Source organism: Phycisphaeraceae bacterium, from assembly GCA_019454185.1.
Lineage (GTDB): Bacteria > Planctomycetota > Phycisphaerae > Phycisphaerales > UBA1924 > JAHBWV01.
This window is the reverse complement of record CP075368.1, coordinates 1,454,150-1,470,657: the sequence shown is the minus strand read 5'-3', so window position 1 is coordinate 1,470,657 and position 16,508 is coordinate 1,454,150. Positions and strand designations below refer to the sequence as shown.

12 protein-coding genes and 1 tRNA gene are annotated in these 16,508 nt (G+C 64.7%); 11 read left to right on the top strand and 2 right to left on the bottom strand.

Translation table 11 applies throughout. The features are described from left to right. Window positions 1-37 precede the first annotated feature (37 nt). The 8 genes from pheS (at window position 38) to KF838_06170 (ending at window position 8,414) form a co-directional block, all read left to right on the top strand. Window positions 38-1,072 (top strand): phenylalanine--tRNA ligase subunit alpha, encoded by a 1,035-nt coding sequence (gene pheS / locus KF838_06205; GenBank protein QYK49439.1) that lies wholly within the window; start codon window positions 38-40, stop codon window positions 1,070-1,072. Window positions 1,073-1,124: 52 nt separating this feature from the next. After that, a complete protein-coding gene (locus KF838_06200) occupies window positions 1,125-1,724 on the top strand; it encodes a hypothetical protein (protein QYK49438.1) in 600 nt (199 codons plus the stop codon). Window positions 1,725-1,906: 182 nt separating this feature from the next. Continuing rightward, window positions 1,907-2,755: a transposase gene (locus KF838_06195; GenBank protein ID QYK49437.1), complete on the top strand. Its 849-nt coding sequence runs from the start codon at window positions 1,907-1,909 to the stop codon at window positions 2,753-2,755. Between the two features lie 98 nt (window positions 2,756-2,853). Then, window positions 2,854-2,925: transfer RNA gene (locus KF838_06190), tRNA-Gly, on the top strand. A 357-nt stretch (window positions 2,926-3,282) separates the two neighbouring features. Then, window positions 3,283-4,515, top strand: coding sequence for a hypothetical protein (locus tag KF838_06185; protein ID QYK49436.1), 1,233 nt, complete (start codon window positions 3,283-3,285; stop codon window positions 4,513-4,515). A 153-nt stretch (window positions 4,516-4,668) separates the two neighbouring features. After that, entirely contained in the window at window positions 4,669-5,322 is a 654-nt protein-coding gene (locus KF838_06180) for a sigma-70 family RNA polymerase sigma factor (GenBank protein QYK49435.1), read from the top strand. Continuing rightward, window positions 5,312-7,816 (top strand): serine/threonine protein kinase, encoded by a 2,505-nt coding sequence (locus KF838_06175; GenBank protein ID QYK49434.1) that lies wholly within the window; start codon window positions 5,312-5,314, stop codon window positions 7,814-7,816. The genes KF838_06180 and KF838_06175 overlap by 11 nt, the downstream gene beginning before the upstream one ends. 112 nt (window positions 7,817-7,928) lie before the next feature. Next, window positions 7,929-8,414 carry a hypothetical protein gene (locus KF838_06170; GenBank protein ID QYK49433.1) on the top strand — a complete coding sequence of 162 codons (486 nt, stop codon included), beginning with the start codon at window positions 7,929-7,931 and terminating at the stop codon, window positions 8,412-8,414. Between the two features lie 109 nt (window positions 8,415-8,523). Here KF838_06170 and KF838_06165 read toward each other — a convergent pair whose 3' ends face one another. Continuing rightward, window positions 8,524-10,275, bottom strand: coding sequence for an ankyrin repeat domain-containing protein (locus KF838_06165; GenBank protein ID QYK49432.1), 1,752 nt, complete (start codon window positions 10,273-10,275; stop codon window positions 8,524-8,526). Between the two features lie 205 nt (window positions 10,276-10,480). Between KF838_06165 and KF838_06160 the strand changes: the two genes are divergently transcribed. Both KF838_06160 and KF838_06155 read left to right on the top strand, forming a co-directional pair. Next, window positions 10,481-11,563, top strand: coding sequence for a type II secretion system protein (locus KF838_06160; GenBank protein QYK49431.1), 1,083 nt, complete (start codon window positions 10,481-10,483; stop codon window positions 11,561-11,563). A gap of 143 nt (window positions 11,564-11,706) precedes the next feature. After that, window positions 11,707-12,795: a M20/M25/M40 family metallo-hydrolase gene (locus KF838_06155; GenBank protein QYK49430.1), complete on the top strand. Its 1,089-nt coding sequence runs from the start codon at window positions 11,707-11,709 to the stop codon at window positions 12,793-12,795. Between the two features lie 135 nt (window positions 12,796-12,930). On the opposite strand, the gene KF838_06150 is transcribed toward KF838_06155, so the two are convergent. Then, complete coding sequence (locus tag KF838_06150) at window positions 12,931-13,506, bottom strand: response regulator (protein QYK49429.1); 576 nt, start codon at window positions 13,504-13,506, stop codon at window positions 12,931-12,933. A 469-nt stretch (window positions 13,507-13,975) separates the two neighbouring features. On the opposite strand from KF838_06150, the gene KF838_06145 reads away from it, so the two are divergent. Further along, window positions 13,976-16,156 (top strand): hypothetical protein, encoded by a 2,181-nt coding sequence (locus KF838_06145; protein QYK49428.1) that lies wholly within the window; start codon window positions 13,976-13,978, stop codon window positions 16,154-16,156. Window positions 16,157-16,508 lie beyond the last annotated feature (352 nt).

The following is a 16,508-nucleotide window of genomic DNA, read 5'->3' as shown; positions in this document are numbered from 1 at the left end:
CGCACCCCCCGCTCGCGCGACACAAGAGACCAACCCCATGCTCGCAGAGATTGAGTCGATCGAATCCGGCGCGCTCGCCGAGCTCGCCGCCGCCTCCGACGCCGACACGCTCGAATCCTGGCGCCAGGCATACATCGGCCCCAAGGGCAAACTAAAGGCCCTCATGCCCCGTCTGAAGGACGTGCCCCCGGCCGACAAGCCCGCTGTCGGACAGCGTCTCAACGCGCTGAAGTCCACGCTCGAATCCGCCTTCGATTCGCGAAAGGCCGCGCTCGGCGCAGGAGCCGCCGCAGCCTCAGGCCCGATGATCGATCTCAGCGAGCCCGGCCTGCTCCGCTCAGAGACAGTCGCCCGCCGCCACATCATCACGCGCGTCCGCGACGAACTCGTCGATGTCTTCGCCTGCATGGGCTTCCAGGTCGCCGACGGACCGGAACTCGAAGACGACGAGCACAACTTCATCAAGCTCAACATCCCCCCGAACCACCCAGCCCGCGAGCCCATCGACAACTTCTACGTCGACGATCCCCGCACAACGACACGCCCTCGCATGCTCCGCTCCCAGACCTCGACCGTGCAGATCCGAACGATGGAGCGCATGATCGCCGAACGCAGCGGTCCACCCATCAAGATCGTCTCACCCGGACGCGTCTATCGCCCCGACACCGTCGACGCGACCCACTCCTTCATGTTCCACCAGATCGAAGGGCTCTACATCGACCGGGGCGTCACCATGCAGGACCTCAAGTCCACGCTCCTGCACTTCGCTCGCGCCTACTTCGGGCCGAACGCCGACGTCCGCCTCCGCCCCTCCTTCTTCCCCTTCACCGAACCCTCCGCCGAGTTCGACATGAAGATCCGCCTCCGACCCGACCAGCCCGAACGATGGATGGAACTCGGCGGCTGCGGCATGGTCGATCCCGCCGTCCTGCAAGCGTGCGGCATCGATTCCGAAGAGTGGACGGGCTTCGCCTTCGGATTCGGCATCGAACGGCTGGCCATGGGCAAATACGGCATCCCGGATATCCGCCTGCTCTACCAGAACGACATCCGGTTCCTCAACCAGTTGTAGCCGCCGCTCCCGCATCGAGAGAGGATTCGCCGGCAGACACGGGGGTCACTCAATGAGCCACACACCAGGCACGCCAGCCCCGCAATCCCCTGACTTCATCGACCTCCCCGCGGACCCTCCTGTCTGGCCGAAAGTCATCGGCATCATCAGCATCGTTTTCGGCACCCTCGGGCTCGTGTGCGGCGGCTGCGGCCTCGCCGTCATGCCCTTCATGGGCCAACTCATGGGCAACGTGGCGGAGGGCCAGGACCTCCCACCGGCGTACCAGCCCAACATCGGCACCATGGCATACGCAGGGTTCGGACTGCTCCACGCGATCCTCCTCCTCATCGCCGGGGCCGTGACAGTCGCCCGCAAGCCCGTCGGCCGCCCGCTCCACCTCGTCTACGCGTGCATCGGCATCCCTCTCGCCATCACCGGCCTCGTCATCCAATGGAAACTCCAGCAAGAGAACATCGCGTGGGCCGCTCAGGCCGATCCGAACAACCCGTTCGCGCAGCAGTTCAACTCGCCGCAATCTCGCATGGGCAACATGCTCGGCATGACCTTCGCTGCCGCCATGGGGCTCGGCTACCCGCTCTTCCTCCTCGTCTGGTTCGGCCTCGTCAAGCGCAAGGGATCCGACATGGGTCAACTCCCCGAGTACTTGTGAGTCGACACGTGTCCCCGCATGCCACGAACCCGCTTGGGTCAGTGCCGCCTCGAAGGGAGCCCCGAGCGCAAGAGCATTTTGCGCCATGTGTTCCAAGTGTTTCCATTGTGGAGACTTGCGCGATCTGATGGCTCATGCCATGCTCGGTCCCACTGGTGGAGCTGCCAGACAGGAGACCGAGCATGGACAACGCGAGTTGGAGGGTGTTGGCGGCGAGCGTGCGGAAGCTGGATCGGAGCCCGCGTGGCGGTCGCTTCACCTTCACCGATGCGGACATCGTGCTGACCTTTCTCTGGGCCGTCTTGCACCGACGACCCACCTCCTGGGCGTGCCGACGCGATGCATGGCCGTTGTGGCGGCGTGGTCGATTGCCCTCGCCAAGCAGGATGAGCCGGCGGCTGAGAACCACCAGCGTCCAGGCGTTACTTGCCGCGGCGGAGGCGGAGAATCTGGTCTCTGCATCGGGAGCGTTGGTGCTGGCTCTTGACGGCAAGGCCCTGCGCGTCGCCTCGCACTCCGGAGACCGGACCGCGACCTTCGGCGCATGGGGACTGCGCGGCTACAAGCTCCATGCGATCTGCGATCTCGCGGGCTCGATCGTCTCCTGGCGTCTCACGCCCATGCACTGCCATGAAGCAGTGATGGCCAAGCGGATGATGCGAGACATGGAGTTGAACGGGTATGTGCTGGCCGACTCGAACTACGACAGCGTGAAGCTCTATGAACTCTGCGCGTGCAAGGGCGGACAACTGGTGGTTCCGCGGAAGGACTGCCGCGTGGGTCGCGGCGTGCGGCGGTCCGGAACGCATCCGGACCGCCGTCGAGCCATCGACATGCTGGAGCAGAGCATGACGGGCTTCGGCAGGGGCCTGCTGTCACTCCGGCGCGTGATCGAGCGTGTGTTTGCACGCCTGGAAATGACCCACCATGTGGGGCTTATCCCGCCGCACGTGCGCGGCATCGAGCGGGTCCGTCGATGGATCCAAGCCATCATCATCCTTGATCGACACACACAGGCAATGAAGCGATGACGCAAAAAGCTCGCAAGCTCGGCGGTGCCTTTCGTTCCACCCACCCATACACCCACACCTTTGCGGCTCCTCACCACCCGGCATACACTCCACCCGCCGCGGGCGTAGTTCAGCGGTAGAACGTCAGCTTCCCAAGCTGAATGTCGCCGGTTCGATCCCGGTCGCCCGCTTTCGTGGACCAATGACCGCCGCCGATGTCACCCACACGGGGCCCGACACCGGCGGCGTTTCGTTGCCCCCCGGGACGCTGGCCTCGCGGACTCCGCGAGTTCCGGCGAGTGGGGGGAGCGAGCCGGAGCGACCAGATCGCGACCGAAGGAAATCGATCAACACGAAAGTACTTGCGTGCATGTTCTTGCACATCATCGCGAGCCGCACTGACGTCCCGCATGTGGCCTAATCCGCAGCTCGTCAGCGGACCCCGCACACCCCCACAGCACCGCCGCGTTCCACCCTGGCGCGATCCCGCCCCATCCTCCGCGTCCTGTGTCAGACCCAAACCCACAACGGTCACACAGGAGAATCCAATGCTCTCGATCAATCGTCACGCCGAACGCCGCACCACCCCCAACATGCCCGCTGCCATCTTGGCCCTCTCCGCAGCCGTCGGGCTCGCCTCAGCATCCAGCCCGGCCCACACGCAAGACTGCAAACTCACCATCCACGCCACGCCCAATGTGGTCTATACCGGCCAGAGCGCGGCCGTCGATGTCATCGCTCACTTCCCGACCGGCATGTACGCCCTCGCCTCTGCCCAGTTCGATGTCCGCGCCACCATGCCGATGTGGTCGTCCGTCTCCTCAGGCGTCATCGCCGGGAGCGACGTCACGGGCATGGCCTTCACGCAGCCACACGCCCCGCACGTCGGCGTCTACGCCAACCCTTCCAATCCGAATCGCATCTGGTTCGGACGCTTCACGCCCAAGTCTGACGCGCCCGCGCTCGTCGAGATCAAGGCAGATCCCACCGCCATGTCGGTGTACCCGAACAAGCTCACGCCTTCGTCTGTTCCCGGCGTGGCGACCGGCGGCAGCGCGTGGGTGCTCGCCAATCCGCTCAGTGTCGGCCGCTGGCGCGCCGCGCCCGGAAACGGCACAAACGTCTCCGTCAGTGACGACGTCATCGTCGACGGTCGCATCATCACCGCCGAGAACAACTCCGGCGTGATCCTCATGGGATTGCTGCTCCCCGCTGTGCAGCAGGTGCGGGAGTCGGCATCAATCATCGATTTCGACGGCCGTCCCGATTCCTTCACCGCCACGGTTCAGGTGCAAGGAGCCGTGATGGAAGAACTGTCACTGAACTACACCAAAGTCGTTTGGCAGAACAATGACGACCAGAACATGTACGCCCTCGCCGCGGACATGGGCGGCGCGTCAGCCGAGTACGGCGCATTCCTCGGTGGCGTGGTCGTCGCCGCAGGCGACCTGAACGCCGACGGCACCCCGATTCTGATCGACCGCATCCCCGACGAGATCGCCGCCTCTGTCAAGCCGAATGGTGAGAACGTTCGCACCAAGGCCTATCTCCCGTACACCCTCGAAAACGCCCTTATCAGCTCGTGGAGCACGAGCGGAAACGGTGGCGACGCGGCGCTCATCGTTCTCCCCAGCGGCCGCACCATCATCGCCGACACCCTGGCCATCCGCTCGTCGCGACCGATCCCGAGCACCAACATCAAGCAACTCGGGCTCGGCATGCACACATTCGAGGCCGCTGGTGTGCGTCGCATGATCATCTCGCCCGTACAGCCCGAATGAGCGAGTGAATCCAACATGGAGAGTAGGGCCGGCGAAGCGTTCGCCGGCCTTACACCGTTCCACCATACGCCCATCCCCTTCCCGGCCGATCGCCGCCGGACGCGAAGCCACGACACGCACCCGGGACGATCCTGTACCATAACGAGCCATGCCATGAGCCACACACCCGCGGACAAAGCACCCTCTGAAATCACCCTGCTGCTCCACGCCGCTTCTTCCGGGCAGCGGGACGATCTCGACGCGCTCATGGCCGCCATCTATCAGGACATGCGACGGCTCGCCGCATCACACATGAGCGGCGAGCGACGCGATCACACACTCAGCCCGACCGCGCTCGTCCACGAAGCCTACGTGAAACTCATCGACCAACGCAGCACCGACTGGAAAGACAGGCTCCATTTCTTCGCCATCGCCTCCCGCGTGATCAGGCGCATCCTCATCGACCACGCCCGCGCACGCGACGCCGAAAAGCGTGGCGGCCCCGGCAGCCGAAACGCCGCAGGCAGCGCAGACCGCACGCTCATCCGACTCGTAGACCACGATATCGCCTCTCCCGAGCGCGATGTTGACCTCATCGCCCTCGACGAGGCACTCCAGGAACTCGCAGCCCTCGACGAGCAGCAGGCAAGGATCGTTGAACTCCGCTACTTCGGCGGCTGTACCGTCGAAGAGATCGCCGAACTCCTCGGCATCGGCAAACGCACCGTCGATAGAGACTGGCAGGCCGCCCGCGCTTGGCTCTTCGTCAGACTCTCCGACGACGAGGGCTCCCCACGCGACAGTGGAGGCCCGCCGCATGGACCCTGATCGCGCCAGACGCGCCCACGCCATTCTGACCGCCGCACTCGGCGTCTCTCGCGCAGAGCGTGAGCAGATGGTCGTCGCAGCGTGCGAAGGCGATCCCGCGCTGGAATCAAAGGTTCGCAAGCTCCTGGCCGCCTCAGACATGAGCACGGGCTTCCTGGATAGGCCCGCCCTCACCTCGCACAGCGACATCGCCGCCCGTGTGCCCGACGCCGTCGGCAGCTACCTCGTCGTGGGCGTTCTGGGTGCAGGCGGCATGGCAACCGTCTACGAAGCCGTCCAGGAGAACCCGCACCGGCGCGTCGCGCTCAAGGTCATGCACCAGAGCATGACGAACACCGACGCCTACCTGCGCTTCCGCATCGAGACCGAGACGCTCGCTCGCCTGCGTCACCCCGGCATCGCTCAGATCTACGAGGCAGGCACCGCTCAACTCGGCCTACCCACGCCCTCCCCGTTCTTCGCGATGGAACTGGTTCCCGAGGCCTCAACCATCACCGAGCACGCCCGAAGCCGGAATCTCTCGCTCCGCGATCGTGTGGCCATGTTCGCCTCGGTCTGCGACGCGGTGCTTCACGGTCACCAGCACGGCGTCATCCATCGCGACATCAAGCCCGGCAACATCCTCGTCGGCCCCGACGGAGTCCCGAAGGTCATCGACTTCGGCATCGCACGCACGACCGGAGCCGCTTCCGGTCCAAACCCCGGCATCACCGCTCAGACACGCAGCACCAGTCTGCTCGGCACGCTGAACTCCATGAGTCCCGAGCAGTGCGCTTCTCCAGACAGCATCGACGTCCGCTCAGATGTCTACTCACTCGGCGTCGTCCTCTACGAACTTGTCACAGATCGGCTGCCCCACGATCTCTCGAAGCGATCAATCCCAGAGGCCATCCGAATCATCACCCAGGAGCCCGTCCCCGACGCAGGGAAGTTCCGCCCCGAAGCCAGGGGCGATCTCTCCGCCATCATCGCAAAGGCATTGGAGAAAGATCGCGAGAACAGATACGTCGGAGCCGCGGCACTCGCCGCAGATCTCCGCCGCTGGCTCGCCTTCGAGCCCATCGAAGCCCGCCCCGCCACCGCTGCCGAACTGATCCGGAAGTTCATCCGCCGCAATCCGCCTCTCGCCGGCGCCATCGGATTCGCCGCGATCGCGCTCATCGCAGGCACCGCCGTCTCCGCACGCTTCGCATACGTCGCAACCAAGGCCCGAGACCAGGCCCTGCAGCGAGAGCAGGAACTCGAAGCGATTACTGAGTTCCAGGGCTCGCTCCTCCGCGGCATCGACGTCGCAGACATGGGCGACCGCCTCCGTGCCTCACTCGCAGAGCGTGTCGCCGAACTCGCCCGGCTCTCGCCAGAATCAGACCCGAGCAGCCAACCACCCCACGACGCTCTCACAGCGTTCGCACGACTCACCGATCCCGTCAACTTCACCTCGATCGCCGTTCGATCGCTCAGAGAGAGCATACTCGCGCGATACGCCGCCTCCATCGACACGCAGTTCGCGGCACAGCCCCACACACGGGCACGTCTCCTCCAGCAACTCGCCGAAACCATGAACACGCTCGGGCTCTACAACGATGCAGAGCCGACGCTCCGCACCGCGCTCGAACTCCGACGCGAGACCTTCGGCGAGAACCACCCCGACACACTCCAATCGCTCCACGCCCTCGGCTCATTGCTCAGCACCCTCGGACGCAACGACGAAGCCGTCGAGATCCTCAAAGACGCCCACGCACGCCGTGCGGCTCTCTTCGGCCGCGATCACCAGCTCACGCTCCGAACCGGCACAAGTCTCGGCGGCGCATATCGCAGACTGGGCAACCTCGATGAGGCCCACCGCGTCTGGAGCGAGACGCTCCGCTCGCAGCGTATCGTCCTCGGTGACGACCACCCCGACACCCTGCGAACCCTCAACAACGTCGGCATCGTCCTCGCGATGCAGAACCGGCCCGAAGATGCCGAAGCGTGCTGGCGCGAACTGCTCGAACGCCGCCGGCGCACCCTCGGCGAAGACCACCCCGAGTATCGCAGCGCGATGAGCAATCTCGGCGTCCTGCTCCAGGATCAGGGCAAGTTCTCCGAAGCCCGAGAACTCATGGAGCACGCACTCGCCTCCGATCGCCGCACCTACGGCGACACGCACAAACACACACTGGTCGCGATCGCGCAGCTCGCCTCTTTGCTCATCGCCTCCGGCGATCTGCCGGGAGCTGAGACGCTCCAACGCGAGTGCTACGCAGGGCGAGTCGCGACCCTCGGCCCCGAGCATCCAGACACCCTCCGCGCTCTCGCTTCACTCGGCGCGATCCTCAACGCCCGAGGCGACAAAGCCCAGGCGATCGAGCACATCGCACGAGCGCACGATCTCCAACGCAGCACCCTCGGAGAGTCGCACCCCGACACCATCGAGTCCGCGAATCTCCTCGCAGGCATCACCAACGCCCCAGCCGACGCTCCCAGCGAACCCCAAGCCACACCCTCCGGCTGATCCCCTCGCGCAGCGCGGCTCACATCCGCAGCGAATCGGCGCAACCCGTGGCGTGATTCCACGGTTCCATCCGCGTCTGCACATGGGAGCAACCCCTCTCGGAGTGAAACCGATGCCCGTACGCAGACACCCCGTCGCATCCTCAACATCGCACGCACCCCTCAGCCGCATGCCCCTCGATCTCGGCCTCGCAGACCGCCTCAAGTCCACATACGCGTGCGTCCGCGCCCACGATCTCCGTCTCGCACGGACGTTCTACAACAAACTCTTCGCCGCGGCACCGGACCTCCTCGCCATGTTCCGCAGCGACCCGGAATCGCAGGCACGGAAACTCATGGCCGCGCTCGACGCCGTCGTCCGAAACCTGGAACACCCGCAAGAGAACGCCGCCATGCTCGCCGATCTGGGCAGACGCCACGTCAGATACTGCGCAAAGCCCGAGCACTACGACCTCGTCATCGACCTCCTGATCGAATCGATGCAGGAAGTCCTCGCCGAGCCCGACGATGCCCAGCCCATCCTCGAATGGCGTATGGCCCTTCGCCTCGTCGCACAACAGATGATCGCGGCATCGGAAACACCCAACCCTTCGCCGTGACCATCAGCCCGAGATACTGGCGAGACTTCAACGGAACCTCTCCGAACATTGTGCAGCTCATGTCGGAGATCGTCATGCATGCGAGAGCAACCCCTGAGTTGCGAAGCACTCAAGGAGAGACACGACGCAGGTGCTCGTGACGCGACCATCCCTCATACGCACACAGCAGCACGATGCACGTGACCTTCTCGGCCCGCCATTCCCCGGAATACTTCCACTCATCCGAGACCGGAATGTCGGCGGCAAAGCTCTCAACATAACTACGGAAAGCAGGCATCGCCGCGGTCACGAACTCCTCACGAGTCTTCGGCATCGGCTTCCCCTCGAGACGAAGCTCGCCCAGCCCCTTGAAGAATGACTTGAAGGACTCGCCATAGTCCGCCGCGTCCGAGCACAGCGATGCAACAACGCGCACCAACGCGATGTGCCCCTCCGGATCCTTGATGAGTGGGTCGGCGCCGGCTCTGAGCAGCGCCTCCGTTTTCACGTCCTTGTGCACACCAATGCCATCGGCGGCATGGAACAGCAGCGGCACGTCAACCCGCGCGCACTCTTCGCTGCCGCACTCGTGCTTGGGGCATACGGCGTTGGGATCCGCGCCGAGCTCGCAAAGAATCCTGACCTCAATGCCCGTGCCCTCCTGGATGGCGCGGGCCAGCGGTGTCTGGCCGGCCTTGTTTCGGTGTTCGATGTTCACGCCAAGCTGTTTGAGATATGACAGCGTATCGCGCACGGATTCCTCGGCGTTCGCTTCGCCGTTGACATCGATAGCAGCGTGATAGGCGTTGTACCCCCGGTCGGAGGCCGCGTGCGGGTCCGCGCCGGAAGCCACAAGGAGCCGGAGAACATCGGGCACCCTGCCCGATCCGACCGCCGACATGAAGATCGTGTAGCCGTGGTCGTGCGTCGCGTTGACGTCCGCACCCGCTTCGATCAGCGCACGCACGCGTGGCAGCGGCTCCTCGCCGTCACTCAGTGCATTGCAGAGCGGCGACCACCCAAACTCGTCAGAGTCCTCCAAAGGGAGTCCCGCCTTCATGAGCTCCCGGATCACGCCGACGGAGCTCGTGTAGTACATGGCAGTGCGCTTCGAGTTGTCGCGTGTCTTGGGGTCGGCTCCCGCATCGAGCAGCAACTTGAGGCACTCGGCGTTTCCGGACTCTGCGGCACGGAACAGTGGAATCTCGAAGGATGAGGGAGCAGAGGTTTCCTGCTCGGCCCTCTGTTCTTCACTCTTCCGCATGGTCTCGGCCACCGAGGCACGAAGCTCCTCCGGTATGGACTCGAATACATCGGGCTGACCAGCGTGATACTCGGCCATATCCCTCATCATCGCGTGATACCGCTGCTTCGCTTCTTCAGGATCAAAGTACCCCCTCGCATCGAGACCGCGCGAGAGCAGCACCCCCAACCGATCGGCATCTCCCGACGCCGCTGTGTCGCAAAGGAGGCGGTTGGACGCTCCCGGGCCAGGGGGCAAGGGGCTGCCTGCTTCCAAGAGAAGTCGCAGCCGCTCGCCATCGCCACCCGGCTTGTAGTTCCACCCCAGCCCCGCACAGGCGAACGTGGCGGCAGACCTGTTTCCCGCGATGAGTCTCGGGTCCGCACCCAATTCGAGCAGCAGCGACACAGTGGCAGAGGATGCTCCGTCGCCCGATCCTGCCGCCACCATGAGCGGCGTCGCGAGGTGCGGGCAAGCACCGGGATCAAGCCCGATGTCGAAGAGCATGTTGAGGTCTGCGCCCTCCTCAACGAGCCGACGAATTGTGTCACCGTCACCCAACCGAGCCGCGCGGTGGAGCGGCGGTTCCCCCGCCTTCGGTGGCGGATATTCGCTGTTGGGAGCAACCCAGGCGTTCATGCATGATCGTAGAACCTGATCCCTCCCACGAACGCAAGGCCCACGATCACAGCCCTCCAGTGATGGCCGGCCCATCCGCCAACCAGAGAACGAGAGAGTCCGAGTGGGTTGCCGCCGGACCGGCACAAAAAATCTCCATCTGGCTGCTGAACCCGCCCACCCCCTCCGTAGGAAGGAGTGAGCCCAGTTCCCCATGGAGATCCCCGTGCCAACCGCCACGCCCGCTCAACACCACGATCATGCCATCAATGACCCGCCGACCCGCCGCGGCTTCGCGCTCGTCGAATTCATGATCGTCACCATCGCGACGCTCCTCGTTGCCGCAACGCTGCTGATCTGGCTCGGCGATACCCGCCGGAACGCACGCCTGGAGCAAGACCTCGCGAGTCTTCGCCACTACGGCATGGGAACGATGTCCTATGCCGCGGACAACTCGGATCTGTTCTGGGGGCTCACATGGAAGGTGGGTAATACGCCCGGCGCGGATCCGGATCTCACGAATGCCGGCTCTGACCTTCAAGCCCAAGCCGACCAAGCGGTGCAGATTCTGCGCAATCGTGCCAATCGTCCTGAGATCACGCGGATCACGGGTTGGATTCCCAACATTCTCTTTTCACACCTCGTCTTCACGGACTACATGGGCTCTCCATTGGCCGACCATGCCGCGGTGAGTTCCGGCGATCAGAATCGCATCCTCTGGCGGAATGACCCTGCGGGGCACGATGCGGGCTTGTATTCGCCGCGGGCGTTCGCGGGCGAGACCGCCACGAACAACGACAAACGCTGGCCGTATTCGGCGTCGTGGCGCCTCAGCATTGGCTTCATTGACCAGGGCACATCACCGACGCAGCGTCTGAAATGGGGCGCACACAACTCCTACTTTGTGCCGTCAGGCGTGGACCTCCGCGCACCCCGCATGTCCGATGTCCGCTATCCCGCCCAGAAGGCCATGCTCTTTGACGAGTTCTCTCGCCATCACGGCGAGCGTCAGGCCTTCTACGGCTACGCCGAGGCCAGAGTGCCCGTGCTTGCCGCAGATGGAACCGTCAACGTCCGCACCAACGGCGAAGGCAACATCGGCTGGGACCCGAACAGTCCAACGATCAGGGGCGAATCGGTCAGTTGGTACACCTTCGCGATGAGTCTGCACCCCCGGAATCGCTGGTATCCCGATCCTCTCAACGGTCAGTTGACAGACCCGAACATGACCGACCGGCTGATGTGGACCCGCGGCGGCATCCTCGGGCGAGATTTCGACGGGCCGGAGATCAACACCGGGCAGTGGTGATCGGCCCACTTCCCGCGGTCTTGGGACGCACGCCCGGTTGCTGAGGACCGGGCGTGCAACTTTTTCTGCGCCGAATCGCTACAGTGGCGATCCCGATCCGGCGCACGGGTGCGCCGAGCCGGCCAATGTGAGGTGCGAACGTGTTGAACACGAATCTTCTGAAGCGACTCTGCCAGACCCCCGGCGTTCCCGGCCGCGAAGAGCGTGTCCGAGCCCTGATCCAGTCCGAGGTCAAGGGGCTCTTCGACGAGGTCCGGGTCGATGCCATGGGCTCACTGATCTGCACGCGTGGACCGCGTCAGAAGGGCGGACCGAAGAGCGGCAAGGGCGCCGGCAAGAGCGGCGCGACCCGACCCCTGCGCGTGATGCAACTCTGCCACATGGACGAGATCGGCTTCTACGTCTCGCACATCGACGACAAGGGCTTCCTCTGGCTGAACAACGCGGGTGGGTTCGACCCACGCAACCTCTTCTCGCGCCGGGTCCTCGTCTGCACCGAAGGCGGCGATCTGGTCGGCGTGATGAACCCCGGTGGGCGGCCCATCCACATCTCAGCGCCGGAGGAACGCACGAAGGTGCCGGATGTCAAAGAGTTCTTCGTCGACATCGGTCTGCCCGCCGACAAGGTCAAGAAGCAGGTCAAGATCGGCGACTATGTCGTGATGCACGAGCCCTTCGAGGAAGTGGGGGACAAGCTCGTGAGCAAGGCGATGGACAATCGTGTGGCGTGCTGGCTCGGCATCGAGTCCGTCCGCGAACTCGACCGGCTGGGGACCGGCCACGCCTGCGAGATCGTCGTGGCGTTCACCGTGCAGGAAGAGGTCGGCCTCCGCGGCGCCAAGACCGCCTCGCACGCCGTTGAACCGGATGTCGGCCTCGGCATCGACGTGACGCTCGCGTGCGACACGCCCGGGGTGCCCGATCGCGAAGCGGTCTCCATCCACGGAAAGGGCTTCGCGCTGCACATCAAGGATGGCTCTTTCATCAGCGATCACGCACTGGTCGCGGAGATCGAGGCCCTGGCCAAGAAGCACAAGATCCCGTACCAGCGATCCATCCTCGCAGCGGGCGGGCAGGACGGGGCCGCCGCTCAGCAGGCGGCGGCCGGCGCGCGCGCCGTCGGGATCACCGTCGGAACGCGCTACATCCACACCGTCACGGAGATGATCGACAAGACGGATCTCAAGGCCGCGCGGGACATCCTGGCTCGCTATATGAGCGCAGCGAAGTGAGAGCCGATCGCCCAATGAAAAGCTCGCGGCGCGAGTGAACGCGGCCGCGAGCATGGGGTGGGGGTGGCTGTCGGACCTTGCGGCCCCTGGCTTGTCCGGCCCTGCGTCGCCACCGCGCCGCAAGGCCGATCGTGATCAGTGAACGATGTTGGTCGCTGCCTCGATCGCAGCGACAACCTGCCGGACCTGGAACGGCTTCTTGAGGAAGTCGTCGAACCCCTGCGAACGGAGAGCGTGGGCCTGTCCGTCCGTCAGCTTGCCCGACATCGCAACGATGCGGGTCATCTGGAGATTGCTGGAAGTACGGACCGCATCGGCAACCCTGCGTGAATCGCCATCGGAGAGGTGCAGGTCAAGGAGCAGGACATGCGGCTTGAACCGCTCGCACTCAAGGCCGGCCTCGAACGCCGTGTTGGCGCAGTGGGCCTCGTAGTTCGTCTGCTCGGCAAGGACCCGGGCCAGCGTGTCGGTGACCTCGCGGTCGGCATCCACGACCAGCACCCTGGTGCGACCGCTCGAAAGCCCTTCCAGCGGGATCCCGTGCGACTTCATGAAGCGGACGAGCTCGCCGACCGGTATCCGGCGGTCCTTGGAACCGGGGATGCGATACCCCTTGAGGGAGCCCGTGTCGAACCACTTCGAGACCGTTCGGGGCGCAACGTTGCAGATCTTGGCAACCTCGCCCGTGGTCAGCACTTCTTTTTCCATCATGCGTCACCTCTCTCACAACCTGGGTGATCGCGAGTGCAAGCCACCCGCGCCGCATTCCATCGACCCACGCGGGGCCTGAGTTGATCGTGCGGGTCCTGAGGGGCATGAAGTTCCGGTTTTGGGACGTGGTTGGGGGGAATTCACCGGCTCTGGGGCTTCCCCGAGGGGCTTGGTGTGGGAGGGAGGGGTCATCGCCCTATCAATGGGGGGCCAGATGAACGGGTTCGAACAGGAGGGGCGGGAGGGTGTCCGTTCGTGTCGGATTGACACCGCTTCATGGCTGGGTGTAGATTGGTGGCCCATTCCGACGGGTCCGTTCGGATCCTGAGAAGGGACCGGGACGTATTGGCCAGACCGCCGGCGCGGCCTGTGTTCGATGCGTTCGGCGATGGCCCGTGTGGCCCCGTCGGTGCCCGGTGTGGCTTGGTTTCTTGTGTCTTCCCGCGCTGCGGGTCCTCAGGAGTCTCACGTGCGTCAACTGCCGCTCGCTCGCGCCCTTGTCATTGCCTGCTCCGTCACCACCCTCGGCCCTCTCGGACTGCTTGCGCCCACAACGCTGAGCGCTTCGGCCCAGGAGACACGCCGCGAAGAACTCAGGCAGCAGGAGCTTCTGAAGGACTTCATCCATTACATCAGGATCGATCGGGCCGATCTCGCGAAGTCGGTCGGCGATGATCTGCTCGCAATCGGGCTCTCCGGACCGGAGTTTGTCGATCTCGTCGAAACGAGCGGCGAGACCGAGCGGTTCACCCAGGCGGCCCCGAAGGGGACCCGCATGGGTGAGCTTGAGCCGACTGCCGCGGGGCTCATGCACCTGTACGAGCGAGGGCTGCTCGAGCGTGCGCGGCTGGCCGAAGAGATCGCCAAGAACATCCAGATGCTGACCACGACGGCGCGTGGCAAGATCCTGGCTCGCGAGCGTCTGCTGACGGCCGGCGAGTACGCGATGCCCCAGTTGCTCGACGCGCTGCTTGACCGCTCGAACCCCGCGCTGCAGGCAGAGGTCTCCCGCATCGTTGTGGATCTCGGCAGGCAGGCGATCATCCCTCTTGCGACCGCGCTGCCGGGACTCGATGCCGGCGCTCAGGAGCGGGTCGTCGACGTGATGGGGCTGATCAACTACCGGACCTCGATTCCTTTCCTGCAGGATCTCGGGAAGGAGACCGCGAATCCTGCGGTGCGGGCGGCCTGCGATCGTGCGATCGCCCGGCTGGGTGGTGAGCGGGGCGGCTCTGCTGCGAAGGGGTACGCCGAGCTTGCCGACGCGTACTACCAGGAACGCAGCGAGCTGACGAGTTTCCCCGGCGAGGAGATCCAGTTGCTCTGGTCATTCGACCCGGGGCTGGGCCTCGTGATGACGGGTATCGCGACTCCGGTCTTCCACGAGGCCATGGCGATGCGGATGGCCGAGCGGTCGCTGACGCTCGATCCCGCCAACCCTGAGGCCATCGCTCTCTGGGTGGCCTCGAACTTCTCTCGTGAGATCGACGGACCTGTCGGCTATGACAACCCGGCATACGGTGCCAACCGTCGCGAGGCGATGTATTACGCTGTCGCGGCCGGCGCGGACACCTCTCAGCGTGTGCTCGCGAGAGCTCTGGATGATCGCGACACGCCGCTGGCTCGCCTGGCGATCGCTGCGATCGAGAGAACCGCGGGTGGGGATTCGCTCTGGTCGGGGCAGGGACCTCGGAAGCCGCTGCTTGAAGCGTTGTCGTACCCGAATCGTCGGGTGCAGTTCGAGGCCGCGCTCGCGCTCGCTTCGGCGCAGCCCCGGAGCGGCTTTGCGGGATCCGATCGCGTGGTTCCGATCCTCGGCGGTGCGATCCGCGAGGCAGGCACGCGTTACGCCGTCGTTCTGACTCGGGATGCCGAGGAGTATCCGCGTCTTCGCGCGATGCTCGAAACAATGGGCTATCAGGTTGCTCCGCCGGCGGGGACATTGGCTGCGGCAGCCAACGCGATCGCCGAGGCCGCCGCCGTCGATCTGATCGTGGCGATGCAGTCCGCATCGTCGATCAAGGAGACGATCGCGGATTCACGAGGAAACCCGAAGTTGCTCGCGACTCCGGTGCTCGGTCTGGCCCAGCCACAGGATGTGACGGACCTCCAGGCGGAATACTCACGTCAGACGATGGTCGCGATCCGCTCTGCACGCATCGCGGACCAGGCGATCACGGCAAGTGTTGAGCAGTTGGTTGAGCAGGCATCGGGCAGCCCCATCCGGGCCGACGAGGCGCAGCAGTACGCGTCGCGTTCGATCGCCGCACTCCGCGACCTTGCGGTCGCAGGGAGCACGGTCTTTGACGTTGGCGATGCCACGACCCCGCTCTCACAGGCGCTCTCATCCACGAGCGGTGAGTTGCAACTGCGGCTAGCCGAAGTCCTCGCGAGGATCGACAGGCCCCGGGCGCAGATCGCGATCATGGATGCCGCGGTATCGGCATCGGGTAGCCAGCGCGTTGCGCTGCTGGGTAAGGCGACCGAGTCGGCCCGCCGGTACGGGAACCGCATCGAGGAGCGTCAGGTCGGGCGGCTCCTGCAGATGGCGAGATCTGCCTCGGGAAGCGAGGCGACGGCCGCCGCTGGTCTGATGGGGGCACTCGGCCTCAGCAGCCGGGACATCGTCCCGCTCCTCCTCGGCGAATAAGCGGGCAACCAATTGATGATTCAGGCACAAGCCGCCGCGTGACCAACGCGGCGGCTTGCTTTTCAGCATGGCCGGTTCGTGGTCGTTGATCAGTGATGTGGTGGGTGAGGAAGCGAGGCCTGGGTATCACTGCGACTCTGGCGTGATCTGGATCAGGCGGCCCAAAAAGAAAACCCGGCAACAGGTGCTTCCGCCCGCTGCCGAGTCATAGGAGGAGAGAGAGACAAGACACGGTAAAGATGCCACACGTTCTCTGTTTTGCCAGCTGTTTGGACAAGAAATCTTCAGAATCTGCATGATTTCTGGTAAGTGCTTGCGGATTAGCAAGATAGGAACCGGTTCGGGGGTGGGA